Origin of the sequence: Sphingomonas sp. CL5.1, assembly GCF_013344685.1 — a bacterium.
Lineage (GTDB): Bacteria > Pseudomonadota > Alphaproteobacteria > Sphingomonadales > Sphingomonadaceae > Sphingomonas.
In genome coordinates, this window is sequence record NZ_CP050137.1 from 1,931,535 (window position 1) to 1,946,265 (window position 14,731).

14 protein-coding genes are annotated in these 14,731 nt (G+C 69.5%); 11 read left to right on the plus strand and 3 right to left on the minus strand.

Going from position 1 to position 14,731, the window contains the following annotated elements; genetic code table 11:
* Positions 1 to 87: 87 nt before the first annotated feature.
* Complete coding sequence (locus tag F9288_RS09375) at positions 88 to 783, minus strand: hypothetical protein (RefSeq protein WP_254621144.1); 696 nt, start codon at positions 781 to 783, stop codon at positions 88 to 90.
* A 3-nt stretch (positions 784 to 786) separates the two neighbouring features.
* The gene (locus F9288_RS09380) at positions 787 to 1,257 is read right to left on the minus strand and encodes an RNA polymerase sigma factor (RefSeq protein ID WP_368076234.1); all 471 of its coding nucleotides are present in this window, start codon (positions 1,255 to 1,257) and stop codon (positions 787 to 789) included.
* Positions 1,258 to 1,345: 88 nt separating this feature from the next.
* Here F9288_RS09380 and F9288_RS09385 point away from each other — a divergent pair, with 88 nt between their 5' ends.
* The 11 genes from F9288_RS09385 to F9288_RS09435 all read left to right on the plus strand — a co-directional run bounded on the left by F9288_RS09385 (position 1,346) and on the right by F9288_RS09435 (position 14,445).
* The gene (locus F9288_RS09385) at positions 1,346 to 2,656 is read left to right on the plus strand and encodes a S8 family serine peptidase (protein WP_254621145.1); all 1,311 of its coding nucleotides are present in this window, start codon (positions 1,346 to 1,348) and stop codon (positions 2,654 to 2,656) included.
* A 90-nt stretch (positions 2,657 to 2,746) separates the two neighbouring features.
* Positions 2,747 to 3,514 (plus strand): hypothetical protein, encoded by a 768-nt coding sequence (locus F9288_RS09390; protein ID WP_174836370.1) that lies wholly within the window; start codon positions 2,747 to 2,749, stop codon positions 3,512 to 3,514.
* 214 nt (positions 3,515 to 3,728) lie between these two features.
* Positions 3,729 to 5,858: a TonB-dependent receptor gene (locus F9288_RS09395; RefSeq protein ID WP_174836371.1), complete on the plus strand. Its 2,130-nt coding sequence runs from the start codon at positions 3,729 to 3,731 to the stop codon at positions 5,856 to 5,858.
* A 10-nt stretch (positions 5,859 to 5,868) separates the two neighbouring features.
* Positions 5,869 to 7,269 (plus strand): FAD-binding oxidoreductase, encoded by a 1,401-nt coding sequence (locus tag F9288_RS09400; RefSeq protein ID WP_174836372.1) that lies wholly within the window; start codon positions 5,869 to 5,871, stop codon positions 7,267 to 7,269.
* 85 nt (positions 7,270 to 7,354) lie between these two features.
* A complete protein-coding gene (locus F9288_RS09405; RefSeq protein ID WP_254621146.1) occupies positions 7,355 to 8,638 on the plus strand; it encodes an MFS transporter in 1,284 nt (427 codons plus the stop codon).
* Positions 8,635 to 9,543 carry an ROK family protein gene (locus F9288_RS09410; protein WP_174836373.1) on the plus strand — a complete coding sequence of 303 codons (909 nt, stop codon included), beginning with the start codon at positions 8,635 to 8,637 and terminating at the stop codon, positions 9,541 to 9,543. The genes F9288_RS09405 and F9288_RS09410 overlap by 4 nt, the downstream gene beginning before the upstream one ends.
* On the plus strand, positions 9,540 to 11,000 hold the full coding sequence (locus F9288_RS09415) for a mannitol dehydrogenase family protein (RefSeq protein ID WP_174836374.1): 1,461 nt from the start codon (positions 9,540 to 9,542) through the stop codon (positions 10,998 to 11,000). The genes F9288_RS09410 and F9288_RS09415 overlap by 4 nt, the downstream gene beginning before the upstream one ends.
* 121 nt (positions 11,001 to 11,121) lie before the next feature.
* Positions 11,122 to 12,132, plus strand: a complete 1,011-nt coding sequence (locus F9288_RS09420; protein WP_174836375.1) for an alpha/beta hydrolase — start codon at positions 11,122 to 11,124, stop codon at positions 12,130 to 12,132.
* Complete coding sequence (locus F9288_RS09425; protein WP_174836376.1) at positions 12,129 to 12,851, plus strand: AraC family transcriptional regulator; 723 nt, start codon at positions 12,129 to 12,131, stop codon at positions 12,849 to 12,851. Before F9288_RS09420 ends, F9288_RS09425 begins: the two co-directional genes overlap by 4 nt.
* The gene (locus F9288_RS09430) at positions 12,848 to 13,606 is read left to right on the plus strand and encodes a FadR/GntR family transcriptional regulator (RefSeq protein ID WP_174836377.1); all 759 of its coding nucleotides are present in this window, start codon (positions 12,848 to 12,850) and stop codon (positions 13,604 to 13,606) included. Before F9288_RS09425 ends, F9288_RS09430 begins: the two co-directional genes overlap by 4 nt.
* Entirely contained in the window at positions 13,606 to 14,445 is an 840-nt protein-coding gene (locus F9288_RS09435) for an alpha/beta fold hydrolase (protein WP_174836378.1), read from the plus strand. Before F9288_RS09430 ends, F9288_RS09435 begins: the two co-directional genes overlap by 1 nt.
* Here the strand turns inward: F9288_RS09435 and F9288_RS09440 are convergent.
* Entirely contained in the window at positions 14,420 to 14,725 is a 306-nt protein-coding gene (locus F9288_RS09440; RefSeq protein WP_174836379.1) for a hypothetical protein, read from the minus strand. The genes F9288_RS09435 and F9288_RS09440 overlap by 26 nt on opposite strands.
* Positions 14,726 to 14,731: the final 6 nt, after the last annotated feature.

A 14,731-nucleotide genomic window follows, 5' to 3' on the forward strand; every position in this document is an offset into this window, starting at 1 on the left:
TGTTTCCGGTGTGCCCGGAACCCGTCCGTCTGGCCGGCCGCCGCGACCGGATTTTCAACGGCGCGGATCGCCGCGCTCAAAAGGTGCCTATCTGGCCCATCGCTTCGCGCGCGCGGCCATTTCCGCTGCGCGGTCCAGCGGCTCGCCCGCGATGACGGATTGCACGAAGCGCATCTCGCCGTCGTCGCCTCCCGCCATGCGATAGTCGCCGCCCGGCGCCGTGTTCGGCGCGCCGTAGCGCAATCGCCAGCCGTCGCCCGCGCGGCAGGCGACGCCGGCGAGATGCGTGGCGGCGAAGCTGCGGCAAAGGTCGCCGTCGCGATCGCGGAACGACAGGGCGACGCGCACCGCGCCGGCCTCGCCGGAAAGCTGGCGATCGAGCGCGGTCGCGATCGGCCGCGACAAGGCGAGCGCTTCCGGGCTGTCGCCGACGCCAGCCGCGCCGTCGATGCCGTGGCCGAGCATCAGGCCGACGAGCAGGCTGGCGGCGATCGCGCCGGGCATCGCCCAGCGCGGCCACGGCGAGCGGCCCTGGCCGCGCCGCCGGCGCGCCGCGTCGAGCGAATGGATCGTGGCCGCTGGCGGGGCGGGCATCGCCACGGCTTCATCGGCGATCGGGCCGAAAGCGGCGGCGAAGCGCGCCTTCAGCCGGCGATGCCGCTCCGCCAGCGCCGCGAGCGCCGGATCGTGCTCCACCGCGAAAGCGGCGCGGGCGGCGGCGGCCTCGTCCAGCTCTCCATCCACCCAGGCGACGATCGTCGCTTCGTCGATCGGCTCAGACATGGCTCAATCCTCCAGCATCGCCATCAGCGCCTGACGACCGCGCACGAGGCGGCTGGTCAGCGTGCCGATCGGGATATCCAGCACCCCGGCGGCTTCCGCATAGGCGAGCCCCTCGATCATCACCAGCGCCACCGCCTCGCGCTGCTCCTCGGGCAGGCGCCGCATCGCGCGCATCAGATAGCCCAGTTCGACATTCGCCTCCGCCTCGCCCGCCGCGCCGACCGACAGCCCCTGTTCCTCCGGCGCCAGCACGGCGTCGCGGCGCCGGCGGCTGCGCGTGGTGTCGATCCACAGGTTGCGCAGGATGCGATAGGCCCAGGCGTCGAAGCTGGTGCCGGGGCGCCATTGCGTCCGCGATTTCAGGATGCGCTCCGCGGCCGCTTGCGTCAGGTCGTCCGCGTCGGCGCGATCGCGGGCAAGGCCATGCGCGAAACGGCGCAGGCGGGGAAGCATGCTTGCCAGCGCGCGTTCGATCTCGTCCAATGATCGCCCTCATGTTCATGCGGATGAAACGGCGCCCGCCGGTCGTTTCATCCATCGGCACGGAAAAAAAGGAAAGAGCATGGGCAGGATCGCGAACCTTTGGATGGCGGCGGCGGTGATCGGCATGGCCGCGCCCGTATCGGCGCAGCTTCTCGGCGGCACGGGCGGCATCCTGAACGGCGGCCGGCTGGGCGACGTGACCGGCGGCCTGCTCGGGCAGTCGACGGCCACGAGGGACACCGTCGTCGATACAGTCGCCGAGCCGCTGATGACCGTCGGCGACACGTTGCGCGCCACGGCGCCGGCCGACCTGCTCTCGCTCCGGCGGCAGCGGCTCGCCACGCTCGTCCGCGACAATCGCGGCGTGCTGGACGTCGACGATCATGGCAATCCGGTCCGCCGCGACGAGATCGTCGGGATCGGCCTGAGCGACGAGCAGATCGCGAAGGCGACGGCGGCGGGCTTCGCGGTGCGCGGCACGGAGTCGATCGAGGCGCTGGCGCTCGGCGCGACCATCTTCACGCCTCCGGGGAAGAAACCCGCGCGCAAGGCGATCGGCGCGCTCCGGGCGCTCGTGCCCGGCGCGCAATTCATGCTCGACCCGATCTACGAGCCGGCCCGCGCGCCGCTCGCCCCCGCCGGAGGCGCCGCCGAGGGAAGTGCGGGGCCGGCAGGCGGCGCGCGCATCGGCCTGATCGACGGGGGCGTCGGCAACCATCCGGCCTTCGCCGCCGCGCGGATCGAGCAGCGCGGCTTTGCCGGGCCGCCGAAGCCGACCGGCCACGGCACGGCGGTCGCCTCGCTGATGGTCGGCAGCGCGGGCGTCTTTCATGGCGCGGCGCCGGGGATGCCGCTGCTGGTGGCGGACGTCTATGGCGGATCGGCGGCGAACGGTTCGGCGGTCGCGATCGCGCGGGCGATGGGGTGGCTCGCCGCGAACGGCGCGCGCGTCGTCAACATCAGCCTCGTCGGCCCGCCCAATCCGTTGCTGGAGGCGGCGACGAAGGCGCTGCTCGCGCGCGGCGTGCTCGTCGTCGCGGCGGTCGGCAACGACGGCCCGGCGGCGCCGCCGCAATATCCCGCCTCCTATCCCGGCGTGATCGCCGTCACCGGGGTGGACGCGAAGGGGCATGCGCTTATCGAGGCCGGGCGGGCGCTCCACCTCGATTTCGCCGCGCCTGGCGCGGACATGGCCGGGGCGGTGCCCGGCGGCGGCTGGGAGGCGTTGCGCGGCACGTCGTTCGCCGCGCCGCTGGTCGCCGCGCGGCTGGCGCGCGTCGGCAGTAGCGGCGCCCTTGCGGCCGAGGCGCGGCCGGGCAGCGGACGGGTCGGGCGGGGCATCGTCTGCGGCGCCTGCGCCATCCCGCCGAAAAGCCTTGGCGTGAAATAAATTCGCATCGGCGGGATTAAACCGGATTCCGCCGTCGTTGCTCTTTCAGGACCGGGAAAGCGAGCCCGGTCGCCGAAGAGGAGAAGAGTGATGAACAAGGTTCGGATTCCCCTGATGGCGGCGGCGATGATCGTGGCCGGGGCAGGCGCCATGCCGGCTGGCGCGCAATTGCTCGGCGGCGCGGGCGGCGGCGGGCTGCTGGGCGGCACGGTGGGCCGCGCGGGGAGCCTGGGCGGCGCCGTGTCCGGCACCGGCGATCTGGGCGCCGGGCGGCTCGGCTCGGCGACGGGCAGCCTTTCTAACAGCGTGTCCGGATCGGGCAGCGTTCGCGGCCATCGCTCGGTCAACGCCAGGTCCGGCAAGGTGTCGGGCGACGCCGGCCTCGCTGGCTCGGTGAGCCGCAGCACCAATGCGACGCTGGGCGCGACCGGCGGCAACGGCGGCGCGCTTGCCGGAACGATGAGCAACGCGGGAAGCGCGAGCGTCAGCCGCAACGTCGGCGGCAGCGCGCAACTGATCGGCACCGATCAGGCGTCGAACACCGTGGGCGCGGCCCGCGACCGCGCGACCAACGCCGTCGACACCGCGCGGGATCGCGCGGCCAATGCGGTCGGCAAGGCACGCACGACGGCCGGCAATGCGGTGAACGCCGCCGCCGATCGCGCCGGCATGGCCGCCGGAACGGTGCGTGACCGCGCGGGGAGCGCCGTCAATGATGCGCGCAACGCGGCGGGATCGGCTGGTGCCAATGCCTCGGGCGGCTTGGCCGGCACGGTTTCCGGCGCGTCGGGGTCCGTCAACGGATCGGGCGCGGCGGGCGGCGGCGCCTCGGCCGACGCCGGCACGCCGAAGAACTGATCGTCGCATTGACTGAAGTGACGGAGCTGCCGGACGCACTGTCCGGCAGCTTTCGTTCCGCTGGATCTTACGGCGCAGGCCGGCGGCCTCGCCGTTTTCGGCACGTAGATGCTGTGAATCGGCATATAGACTGATCTTTCAGGTCGGGAAAACCTCTCATATAGGTATCGGCGTTCAGCGGACTCAGAGCCGCGCCGCCAAGGGAGGGTATGCCATGAAGTTTCGCCCAGTTCTTGCCGCATCGGCGGCGATCGCCGCGCTGTGCCCCGGCGTCGCGTTCGGTCAGGCTTCCGGCGCCGGGGTTTCGGATGGGCCGGCGGCGATCCAGCCGGGCGACATCGTGGTGACGGCGCGCCAGCGCCAGGAATCGCTCAAGGACGTGCCGATCGCCGTCACGGCCGTGTCGGGCGACACGATCAGGGAGCAGCAGATCACGCTGGTCAAGGATATCGCGAATATCGCGCCCGGCGTGAACATCAACTCGGATTCCGCCGGCCGCGCGTTCATCTCGATGCGCGGCATCGGCACGACCATCATCGACACGGTTCAGCCGGGCGTCGGCCTGTTCATCGATGGCGTCTATCAGCCCAATACGAGCTATCTCAATTCGCCCCTCGTCGATGTCGAGCGCGTCGAGGTGCTGCGCGGCCCGCAGGGGACGCTGTTCGGCAACAACACGCTGGGCGGCGCGATCAGCGTCATCACCCGCCAGCCTTCCAACACGTTCGAGGGGCGCGTGGACGGCGCCCTCGCCGCCGGCGACAATTACGGCAGCGTCTCGGGCAGCATCAGCGGGCCGATCGTCAAGGACGTCCTGCAATTCCGCATCGGCGCCGCCTATCACACCCAGGACGGCTTCGGCCGCAACACCCTCGCCAACGGCAGGATCAATCCGCTCGAGACGAAGAGCGTCAACGGCACCTTGCGTTTCGTGCCGGCCGACTGGGCGGTGTTCACGCTCAAGGGCAGCTACGACCATGTGTTCGGCGGAAGCGTCCCCTATATGACGGTGACGGGGCCGAGCGATTTCCACCTCGACACCGCGACCAACTCGCTGAGCCTCGTGGCGATCGACTATTACGCCGTCACCGGCAAGGGCGAGTTCGACGTCCGCTCGCTCAACACCAAGATCACGGCGATCGGCAGCTACAATCAATCGGACGCATACAGCTTCGCCGACGGGGACTTCACCGCGGTGGATTTCCTGCGCGGCACCAACAACCGCTTCCTCAAGACGACGAGCGGCGAGCTGCGCTTCGACACGAAATGGTCGGATCATGTCTCGACGTTGCTCGGCGGTTTCTACAGCAATGCGACCAACGACCAGTATATCACCAACACGATCGTGCCGCTTGACCTCACCGTGCCGGCGGTCGGGCATGCCGACAACAGGAATTATGCGATCTTCGGCACCGCCTTCATCAAGTTCGGCGATACGCTCGATCTTGCCGCCGGCCTCCGGTTCGACCACCAGAAGCTGACGGCGTTCAATTCGTCGCAGGGCGGCGATTTCGCCATCTACGAGGCGAATCAGGTCCAGCCGCGCGTCACGCTGACCAAGCACTGGACGCCGGACTTCATGACCTATGCCTCGATCGCGCGCGGCACGCGCGGCGGGGGCCAGAACGAGCCGAGCGCGCCCAACGCGCTGTATCGCGGCGACAGCGTCTGGACCTATGAGATCGGCGCGAAGGCGAGCGCGTTCGACCGGCGCCTCTCCTTCAGCATCGACGGCTTCTACAACGATTATAACGACTTCATCGGGCCGAACGCACTGGCGCCGAGCACGGGCGGCGCGGGCTATGTTTCGGTGAACCTCAACGCCGGCCATGTCGAAAGCTACGGCATGGAAGGCGAGTTCGACGCCCGCCTGACGAACTGGTGGCGTCTCTACGGCAATATCACGCTCCTCCACGCCCGCGTGACCGACGGGACGGAGTGGTTCCAGACCACCGGCTATGCCTATCCGGGGGATCGCATCCCGTTCGTGCCCGACGTGAACGGGATGATCGGCACGACGATCACGGCGCCGGTCGCTCAGGACCAGTCGATCGTGTTCGACGCCAGCGTGATCTACAAGGGGAGCCGCGCCGGTGAATCGCTCGACGCGGCCTCGGTCCCGATGATGCCGTCGTTCACGCTCGTCAACGCGTCGATCGGCTGGCAGACCCCGCATTTCGAAGTGGCGCTGTTCGCCACGAACCTGTTCGACGAGAAGTATCAGGAGACCTATTTGGATTCCTCGCTCCTCGGCCGCGCGGGCGTCCCCGCGTTTCTCGTCAACAACCTGGCCATTCAGGGGAACCGTCGCCGGGTCGGCTTGCGGGGCTCCATCAAATTCTGAGGTCTTCGCGATGCAATCGGGACAAGAGCTTGAACGTAAACCCCTGGATGCCGCTTTCCTGGCTGCGCTTCGCGAGCGGTTCGGCGACCGTCTGAGCCTGTCCGCCGCGATTCTCGCGCAACACGGCCGGAGCGAGACGCATTACGAGCCGAGCCTGCCCGACGCGGTCGTCTTCGCGCATTCGACGGAAGAGGTGGTAGCGCTCGTCGCGCTTTGCGCGCGTTTCTCGGTGCCGATCGTGCCGTTCGGGGCGGGCACCTCGATCGAGGGCAATGCCCTGCCGGTGCGCGGGGGCGTGTCGGTCGACCTTTCGCAGATGGACGCGATCGTCGCGGTGAACGCCGGAGACTTCGACTGCACCGTCCAGGCGGGGTGCCGGCGCGAGCAGCTCAACGCCCATCTGCGCGACCTGGGGCTGTTCTTCCCGATTGACCCCGGCGCCAATGCGACGATCGGCGGCATGGCCTCGACACGGGCATCGGGGACCAACGCCGTCCGCTACGGGACGATGCGCGAGGCCGTGCTGTCGCTGACGGTGGTGACGCCGGACGCGCGGGTGATACGGACGGCGCGGCGCGCGCGGAAGTCGGCCGCCGGCTATGATCTGACGCGTCTTTTCATCGGGGCGGAAGGCACGCTCGGCATCATCACCGAGGTGACGTTGCGCCTCCATCCCATACCGGAGGCGGTCAGCGCGGCGGTCTGCGGCTTCGAGACGATCGAAGGGGCGGTGGAGACGGTCGTCCAGGCGATCCAGTGCGGCGTGCCGCTCGCGCGGATCGAGCTGCTCGACGATGCGCAGATCCGGGCGGTGAATGCGTGGTCGAAGCTCGACCTGCCGGAGCTTCCGACCCTGTTCCTCGAATTTCACGGATCGGAGAACGGCGTCGCCGAGCAGATCGGGACGGTCGGCGCGCTCGCCAGCCAGAATGGCGGGGGCGATTTCCAGTGGTCGAACCTGCCGGAGGAGCGATCGAGGCTGTGGCGGGCGCGTCACGAGGCCTTTTACGCCGCGGTCAACCTGCGGCCGGGCGCGGTCGGGTGGAGCACCGACGTCTGCGTGCCGATCAGCCGCCTGCCGGAATGTATCGCCGAGACCAGGCGCGATCTGGACGGGGCCTCGATACCGGCGACGATCGTGGGCCATGTCGGCGACGGCAACTTCCATGTGATCTTTCCGATCGACCCCCGATCGGCCGGGGAATTGCGGGAAGTCGAGGCATTGAACGACCGGATCGTCGCGCGGGCGCTGGCGATGGACGGCACCTGCACCGGCGAGCATGGCATCGGCCTCGGCAAGCAGGCGGCGCTGATCGAGGAACTCGGCGACGCGGTCGACCTCATGCGGACCGTGAAGCGCGCGCTCGATCCTCAGGACCTGTTCAACCCCGGCAAGATCTTTCAGCTATAATCATGCGGTCCCTGCCAAGCCCGAACGCGGAAGGCCCCGTCGCGTCGCGACGCCCGGACAGGCATCTCTCCGCGCGGCCCTGCCGGTGAGCGCCGGCAGGGATTTTCGCGCTGCGCTCCCGTCGCTGCTGATCATCGCCGTGCTGATGGCGGCGGGCAACACGATGATGGGCGTGTTCGCCACCGTGCAGGAAGCGGCCAAGGCCGAGCTTGGCCTGAGCGACACGCAGATCGGCCTGATGCAGGGCCTCGCCAATTCGATCCCGCTCGCCCTGTTGTCGATCCCCATGGGGCTGCTGGTCGACAGGCTGAACAGGGTCCGGCTGCTCGCCCTGACCTCGCTCATCTGGACGGCCGGCACGTTGCTGACGGCCTATGCCGACAACCTGTCCATCCTGTTCGCGGCCCGGATGCTGGCGGGGCTGGGGGCCAATATCTCCACCACCATCGGGGTGTCGCTCGCGGCGGACCTGTGCCGGGCGGAGATACGCGGCCGGTCGATGCTGCTGCTGACGATCGGGAAATATGCCGGCAGCGCGGCCGCTTTCGCGCTGGGCGGGCAGCTTTTCGGCCTGTTCGCGAAAAGCGGCCTGTACGGGTTTCCGGCGTGGCGGGCGGTCCATCTCGTCCTGGGGCTGGGCAGCGCGGCGTTGACCCTGTTGCTGCTCGCGCTGCGCGAACCGGCGCGGCGGGAGCGCGAGGCGGTCTCCGCCCCCGCGCGGACGGTGGCGCGGGAACTATGGGCGCGCCGCGCGTTTCTTCTTCCGATGTTCGTGGGACAGACCAGCGTGCTGATGGCGGACGCGGCGGCGGCGATCTGGGCAGCGCCCGTCCTGTCGCGCAGTTTCGGGCAGACGCCCGCGCAGTTCGCCGGCTGGATGGGCCTTGTCATATTCAGCGTGGGTGTCGTCGGTGCCTTCACCGGCGGGATCGCGGCGGACTGGGGGCATCGCAGCGGCAGGCGTGGCGGCATATTGATCGGCGCGTTGGTCGCGGCGCTGATCGCTTTCCCGGCGGCGCTGTTCCCGGTCATGCCGAATGTCTTCTGGTTCGGGGCGGCGATGACGCTGCTGCTGCTCGGTGGGACCGTCACCGGCCTCGTCGTGGCGACGGCCATCGCGGTTCTCCTGCCCAATGAACTGCGCGGCCTGTGCGTCGGCACATTCGTCGCGTTCGGCGGGCTGATCGCCTTCGGGCTGAGCCCGCCGCTAGTCACCGGGCTGAGCCTGTGGCTGGGTGGCGAGAGCCATCTTGCCCCCGCGCTCGCGATCGTCGGCCTCGCCGTCAGCATCGTCGGCGTGCTGGGCTTCGCGCTCGCCTGGCGCAATGCGCCGCTCAACTACAGCGACGAAGCGGAGGGTGTCCGGTGAGCGGGCTTTTCGGCGCGATCGAGGCGGGCGGCACGAAGTGGAACCTCGGCACCTTCTCCGCCGATGGCGAGGCGATCGAAAGCGCGCGCATCGCCACCACCGGACCGGAGGAGACGATCGGCCAGGCCCTCGCCTTCTTCGCGGCGCGAGGCGCCGGGCCGGGTTTCGCCGCGATCGGCATCGCCTGCTTCGGCCCGATCGAGTTGCGCCCCGGCGCCCCGCATTGGGGCTATGTGCTCGACACGCCGAAGGCCGGATGGGCGGGCACCGATGTCGTCGGCCCCTTCCGCGCGCGGCTGCGCTGTCCGGCCGGCTTCGACACCGACGTCAACGGCGCCGCGCTGGCGGAGCATCTGTGGGGCGCCGCGCGCGGATGCGGGAACGCCGCCTATATCACCGTCGGGACGGGGATCGGCGGCGGCGCGATCATCCGTGGCGAGCCGGTCCACGGCTTTCGTCATCCGGAAATGGGCCATGTCGCCGTCGGGCGTCACTCGGACGACCGCGACTTTCCCGGCGTCTGCCCCTTTCACGGCGATTGCCTGGAGGGTCTGGCGAGCGGACCCGCCATCCACGCGCGCTGGGGCTGCTCGCTGTCGGAGCTGGCGGCGGATCATCCGGGCAGGCGGATCATCGCCGACTATCTCGGCCAGCTCGCGATCATGCAGATGGCGCTGCTGTCCTGCGAGCGGATCGTGTTCGGCGGCGGCGTGCTCGCGACGCCGGGGCTGCTCGACATGATCCGCGCGGAGGCGAAGCGCCGCGACAACGGCTATTTCGGTTATCGCGACGTCGCGGAGATCATCGTTCCTCCCGCCCTCGGCGATCGGGCGGGCCTGATGGGCGGACTGGCGCTCGCGCAACGCGCCCTCGCCGCGCAGGCGGACGGACAGCGCGGGGGATGACGGCCCTCGACACGCCGCCGCGCGGCGTCGCGGGCGTCGGCTATGACCGCTCCACCCTCGCCACCGGCATCGTCCATCTCGGGCTTGGCGGCTTCGCGCGGGCGCATCTGGCGCGCTACACCCACGATCTGATGCAGGCGGATGCCGACGCGCGGCGCTGGGGCATAACCGGCGTGGGTCTGCGCGAGACGGACAGGCCGCTGATCGCCGCGCTGGCGGCGCAGGATGGCCTCTATACGCTGACCGAGCGGGACGGTACCGGCGCGCGCTCGGCCGTCATCGGCTCGCTTGCCGGATTGCTCGACGCCTCCGCCGATACCGCGCCGCTGCTCGACGCCATCGACCGCGACGCGGTGGGCATCGTCACGCTGACCGTGACCGAGCATGGCTATTGCCTCGATCGCGCGACCAGGACGCTGGACCGCACGCATCCGCTGATCGTCCATGATATCGAGACGCCGGACAGGCCGCGCAGCGCGATCGGCGTCATCGTCGCGGCCCATGCCCGCCGCCGCCGTCGCAACGCGCCCGCGTTCACGGCGCTGAGCTGCGACAACATCCAGCACAATGGCGACGTGCTGCGCGGCGCGGTGCTCTCCCTCGCCGAGGCGAGCGATCCGGGGCTTGCCCGCTGGATCGCGGAGGCCGCGACCTTCCCCAATGCGATGGTCGACCGGATCACGCCGGTCCCGACCGAGGCGGACATGCGCGATCTTCGGCAGCGGACGGGGATCGCCGACGCGGCGCCCCTGCTGGCGGAGCCGTTCCGGCAATGGGTCATCGAGGATCGCTTCGTCGCCGGGCGGCCGGCGTGGGAGAAGGTGGGCGCGCAGTTCGTCGGCGATGTCACGCCCTATGAATTCATGAAGCTGCGCCTTCTCAACACCAGTCATCTCGTCGTCGCGGGGCTGGGGCAACTGGCGGGCCACGAGCGGATCGACGAGGCCATGGCCGATCCGCTCATCCGGCGCGTCATGATCGCGCTGATGGAGCGGGAGACCGGGCCGACGTTGCCGCCCGTTCCCGGCGTCGATCTCGCGGCCTACAAGGCGACGCTGGTCGCGCGTTTCGGCAATCCGGCCATTCGCGACACGACGCAGCGCGTCAACACCGATGCCCCGCTGAATTATCTTCTCGATCCCCTGCGCGATCGCCTGGCCGCACGGGCTTCGGTCGACCTTCTGGCGCTGGGGCTGGCGGCGTGGCTGCGCCGCGTGCGCGGGACCGATGACGCGGGGCGGCCGCTGACGGTCCAGCATCCCCTGGCGGACGCGCTGCGCGCGCGGGCGGTGGAGGGCGGCGCCGATCCCCGCCCGTTGCTGCGGATGACGGCGCTGTTCGGCGACCTCGGCCAGCATCGGCGGCTCGTCGCGCGGGCAGGGGACTGGCTCGGCCAGCTCTATGGCAGCGGCGTGGCCGGCACTCTCGGCAAGGCGGCCGCGGACGGCCTGATCTGATTCCCGGGCACTGGCCGAGCGGCGTGCATCGGCTTGGCTCTTGCCCTGTTACGGCGAATCGACCTATAGGATAGCTATAAACAAGCATGCATATAAGTTTGGCTCGGAGAGGCTTCAGGAAATGGGCAGCGTCGATTCATCTCCGGAAACGGCCGGGACGCGCTCCGCCGACGATGCGGGATTGATCGACCCCGAACTGCGCGCTTTCCTCGAAGCGCAGCCGACGATCGACATCACGATCACCAATCTCGCTCTCGTGCGGGAAGCGTCGATGCTTCCGCTGGCTCCACCCCCCGCCGTTCCGGTCGCCATTTCCCGGCGACTGGTTCCGGGGCCGGGCGGCGCGCCCGATATCCCCGTCCTGATCTATCGGCCGGAGGGGGCGGGCGGGGCGCTTGGCTGCATCTTCCACATCCATGGCGGCGGTTATGTGGCGGGAACGGCGGCGGCGATGGAGCCGGTCAATCTGTCGCTCGCCGATGCGCTGGGGTGCGCCGTCGTCAGCGTCGATTACCGGCTTGCCCCGGAAACCCCGTTTCCCGGCCCGCTCCACGATTGCCACGCCGCGTTGCGCTGGCTCGCCGCGCATGTTGCGGACCTCGGCATCGATCCCGCCGCGATCGGCGTGCTGGGCGAAAGCGCGGGCGGCGGGCTGGCGGCCGCGCTGGCCTTGCTCGACCGCGATTGCGGCGAGCGTCTTCTGGCGTTCCAGCATCTGGTCTATCCCATGCTGGACGATCGCACCTGCGTTCGGGAAAGCGCGCATCCCTTTGCCGGCCGCCATGTCTGGACGGCGCGGAGCAATCATTTCGGCTGGGCGAGCTATCTCGGGCGGAAGCCGGGTTCGGCCGAAATCGATTATCTCGCCGCGCCCGGCCGCTGCGAGGATCTCGCCGGGTTGCCGCCGGCCTATATCTCCACCGGCGCGCTCGATCTCTTCGTCGACGAGGACATGGACTATGCTCGACGCCTGTCGCGGGCCGGCGTCCCGGTCGAGCTGGCGCTCTATCCCGGCGCCGTGCACGGCTTCGATCTGCTGCCCGGCACCGCCATCGGGGAAAGGGCAAGGCGCGACCGCGTCGCGGCGCTCGGCCGGGCGCTGGCGTCGGCGCGCAGGGGTGCCGCGCGATGACCGCCCGAGCGACCAGCACGTTCGCGATCGCGATCAAGGGGGCGGAGCCGGCGGAGGATGCCGCTATCGCATTGCATGCCGATCTCCGGCTGGCGGAGGTGTCGATCCGCCTCGCATCGACCGAGGAAGCGCCGCATGACGCGCTCGCGGTCACCATCCCCGCGATGAGCTTCAACGCATTGCGATCGGCGATCGCGCGGCTCGACGATCACAGCTTCGCGATGACGCCCGCGCTTCTGCGCATCGCCCCCGCGCTGGTCGAGCGGGACGAGGACGTGCTCGAAGCCATCCACCGCTCGGTCAGGGCCGCCGAGTTCGCCTCGCAATTCATCACCACCCTATTGGCGGATCAGTTCAGGAAGCGTGCGCGATCGGCGCGCCTGACCGCCGACGATACCAGTCGCATCGCGGTCGCCATGGACCTCATCAACGAGAAATGGCGCGAGGGGATGAGCATCGAGGGGCTGGCGCGCGCCTGCGGCCTGAACCGCGACAAGCTCGCGCGGGGCTTCCGCAGCCTGTTCAGTTGCAGCATCGGCGATGCGATCGCGGAGCGAAGGCTGGGCCATGCGGAGGAACTGCTGGCGACGACGGATATCGCCATCGCTATCGTGGCCTATCGCAGCGGCTATCTGAACGACGCCAGTTTCTGCCGCGCGTTCAGGCGACGCTTCGGCATGTCCCCCGGCATGTATCGTGAGAGGAAAATGGCTGCATGATCCACCTGAACGGTTCGGGCGCCGCGCGTGCCGGCGGCAAGGGCAATTCGCTCGTCGATTGCGCGGTGGCGGCGGTGAAGGACCATATCGCGAAACATGCGATGCGCGTGGGCGACACGGTGCCGGGCGAGGCGTTCTTCGCCGGGCAGATCGGGGTCAGCCGCAGTGTGATGCGCGAGGCTTTCGGCGTCCTCGGCGCATTGGGCGTGCTGGACGTGGCCAACGGGCGGCGCCCCCGCGTCGGGGCGCTCGACAGCGGCGTCCTGGCCGAGGCTTTCGGGCATGGCGTGGCGACCGCCCAGATCACCGTCGCGGACGTATGGGACGTGCGCCGCGCCATCGAGGTGACGACGGTCAAGCTGGCAGCGGCGCAGCGCAGCAACGCCCAGGCATCGGCTATTCTCTCACTGGCCGAGGCGATGGCGACCGATGCAGACGATGCCGAGCGCCGGGCCGCCCACGATGTCGCGCTGCACCTGGCGATCGCGGAGGCGAGCGGCAATCCGCTGTTCGGAAAGATCGTTGCTTCCTTCGGCCCGCTGATGGAAGTCGCCGTCCCGACGGCCTGGCGCACCCGGACGAAGCGGCCGCAGCGCGATGCCATGATCGAATGCCACCTCGCCATCGCACGCGCCATCGCGACGCAGGACGTGAAGGCGGCCGTCAGCGCGATGGAGGCGCATTTCCGGGCGTCGATCCGCGATATGCTGCTGTCCGGCTTCAGCCGGGGCGGCAATGGCGAGGACGCGGGGTGATGGACGGTTCCGTTGTCACGTCGGACGGCGTGCGGCTTCATGTCGAAAGCCGGGGGGAGGGGCCACCGATCCTGTTCGTGGCGGGCTACACCGCCACGGCGGCGAGCTGGGCGTTCCAGGCGGATTCCGTGGTCGCGGCGGGTTATCGGGCCGTCATCCTCGACCGGCGCTGGCATGGGCAGTCGGATCGGCCCGCTCATGGACACAGGATCGCCCGCCACGCCGCGGACGTCCATGACGTCATCGACGCGCTCGGCCTCGAACGGCCGCTTCTGGTCGGCGCCTCGATGGGCGCCAGCGTCTGCTGGTCCTATCTGGATATCTTCGGGTGCGCGGCGGTGCGCGGGATGATCGGCATCGATCAGACGCCCAAGATGGTCAACGCCGACGGCTGGCCCTTCGGCTTCTATGGTCTGGACGAGACGAACCTCGGCACCTTCTTCGCCGACGGCGTGCCGTCCACCGGACAGGGGCGATCGATCGAGGCGAGTATCCGGGCGGCGACGGCATTGCAGCAGCGCGTGGGCGAAGCGCGGTTGTCTGACCCGATCGTGCCCTATACGCGTCCGCTGCTCGACGATCATGCGCGTCAGGACTGGCGGGACCTGATCGCGGTCGCCGATGTCCCGATGCTGTTGATCGCCGGTCAGGACAGCCAGCTCTGGCCGGCCGATCATGCGCGGGCCGCCGTCGCATCGAGCCGTCGCGCGCGGGCCGCCCTCATCGCGGATTGCGGTCATGCCGCGAATATCGATCAGCCCAAGGCGGTGAACGACCTCATCATCACGTTCGCCAAGGGCATCCAGGGGAACGCTATGTTCCAGAACCCAGGCTGCTGAAGTGATGCGACAGGTAGAGTGACAGCAGAAGTGCTCCGACGGCACTCGACGAGAGCGATGCGATGTCGCTGATGCTGAAACCGCCCGCGCGACCTGCCGCATATGCAGCGATCAGGTTCGCGAAGCCCCAAAGGACGTTTGCCTTGGCGGATGACTGGCCTTTGCCCGGCGGATTGGCGAACGGCGTGGGGAACGTTCGTCCGTTCATGCCGCTGAGGAGATGGGGAAGCGCGTTGAACAGGGCCGCGCCCGCGATAATGCACAACAGGTAGGATGCCATTGCGGA

Coding starts and splice junctions, on each gene's coding strand:
- F9288_RS09390 (WP_174836370.1), top strand. CDS start 2,747: ATGAACAAGGTTCGGATTCCCCTGATGGCGGCGGCGATGATCGTGGCC.
- F9288_RS09375 (WP_254621144.1), bottom strand. CDS start 783: ATGTCTGAGCCGATCGACGAAGCGACGATCGTCGCCTGGGTGGATGGA.
- F9288_RS09400 (WP_174836372.1), top strand. CDS start 5,869: ATGCAATCGGGACAAGAGCTTGAACGTAAACCCCTGGATGCCGCTTTC.
- F9288_RS09415 (WP_174836374.1), top strand. CDS start 9,540: ATGACGGCCCTCGACACGCCGCCGCGCGGCGTCGCGGGCGTCGGCTAT.
- F9288_RS09420 (WP_174836375.1), top strand. CDS start 11,122: ATGGGCAGCGTCGATTCATCTCCGGAAACGGCCGGGACGCGCTCCGCC.
- F9288_RS09425 (WP_174836376.1), top strand. CDS start 12,129: ATGACCGCCCGAGCGACCAGCACGTTCGCGATCGCGATCAAGGGGGCG.
- F9288_RS09395 (WP_174836371.1), top strand. CDS start 3,729: ATGAAGTTTCGCCCAGTTCTTGCCGCATCGGCGGCGATCGCCGCGCTG.
- F9288_RS09430 (WP_174836377.1), top strand. CDS start 12,848: ATGATCCACCTGAACGGTTCGGGCGCCGCGCGTGCCGGCGGCAAGGGC.
- F9288_RS09385 (WP_254621145.1), top strand. CDS start 1,346: ATGGGCAGGATCGCGAACCTTTGGATGGCGGCGGCGGTGATCGGCATG.
- F9288_RS09440 (WP_174836379.1), bottom strand. CDS start 14,725: ATGGCATCCTACCTGTTGTGCATTATCGCGGGCGCGGCCCTGTTCAAC.
- F9288_RS09435 (WP_174836378.1), top strand. CDS start 13,606: ATGGACGGTTCCGTTGTCACGTCGGACGGCGTGCGGCTTCATGTCGAA.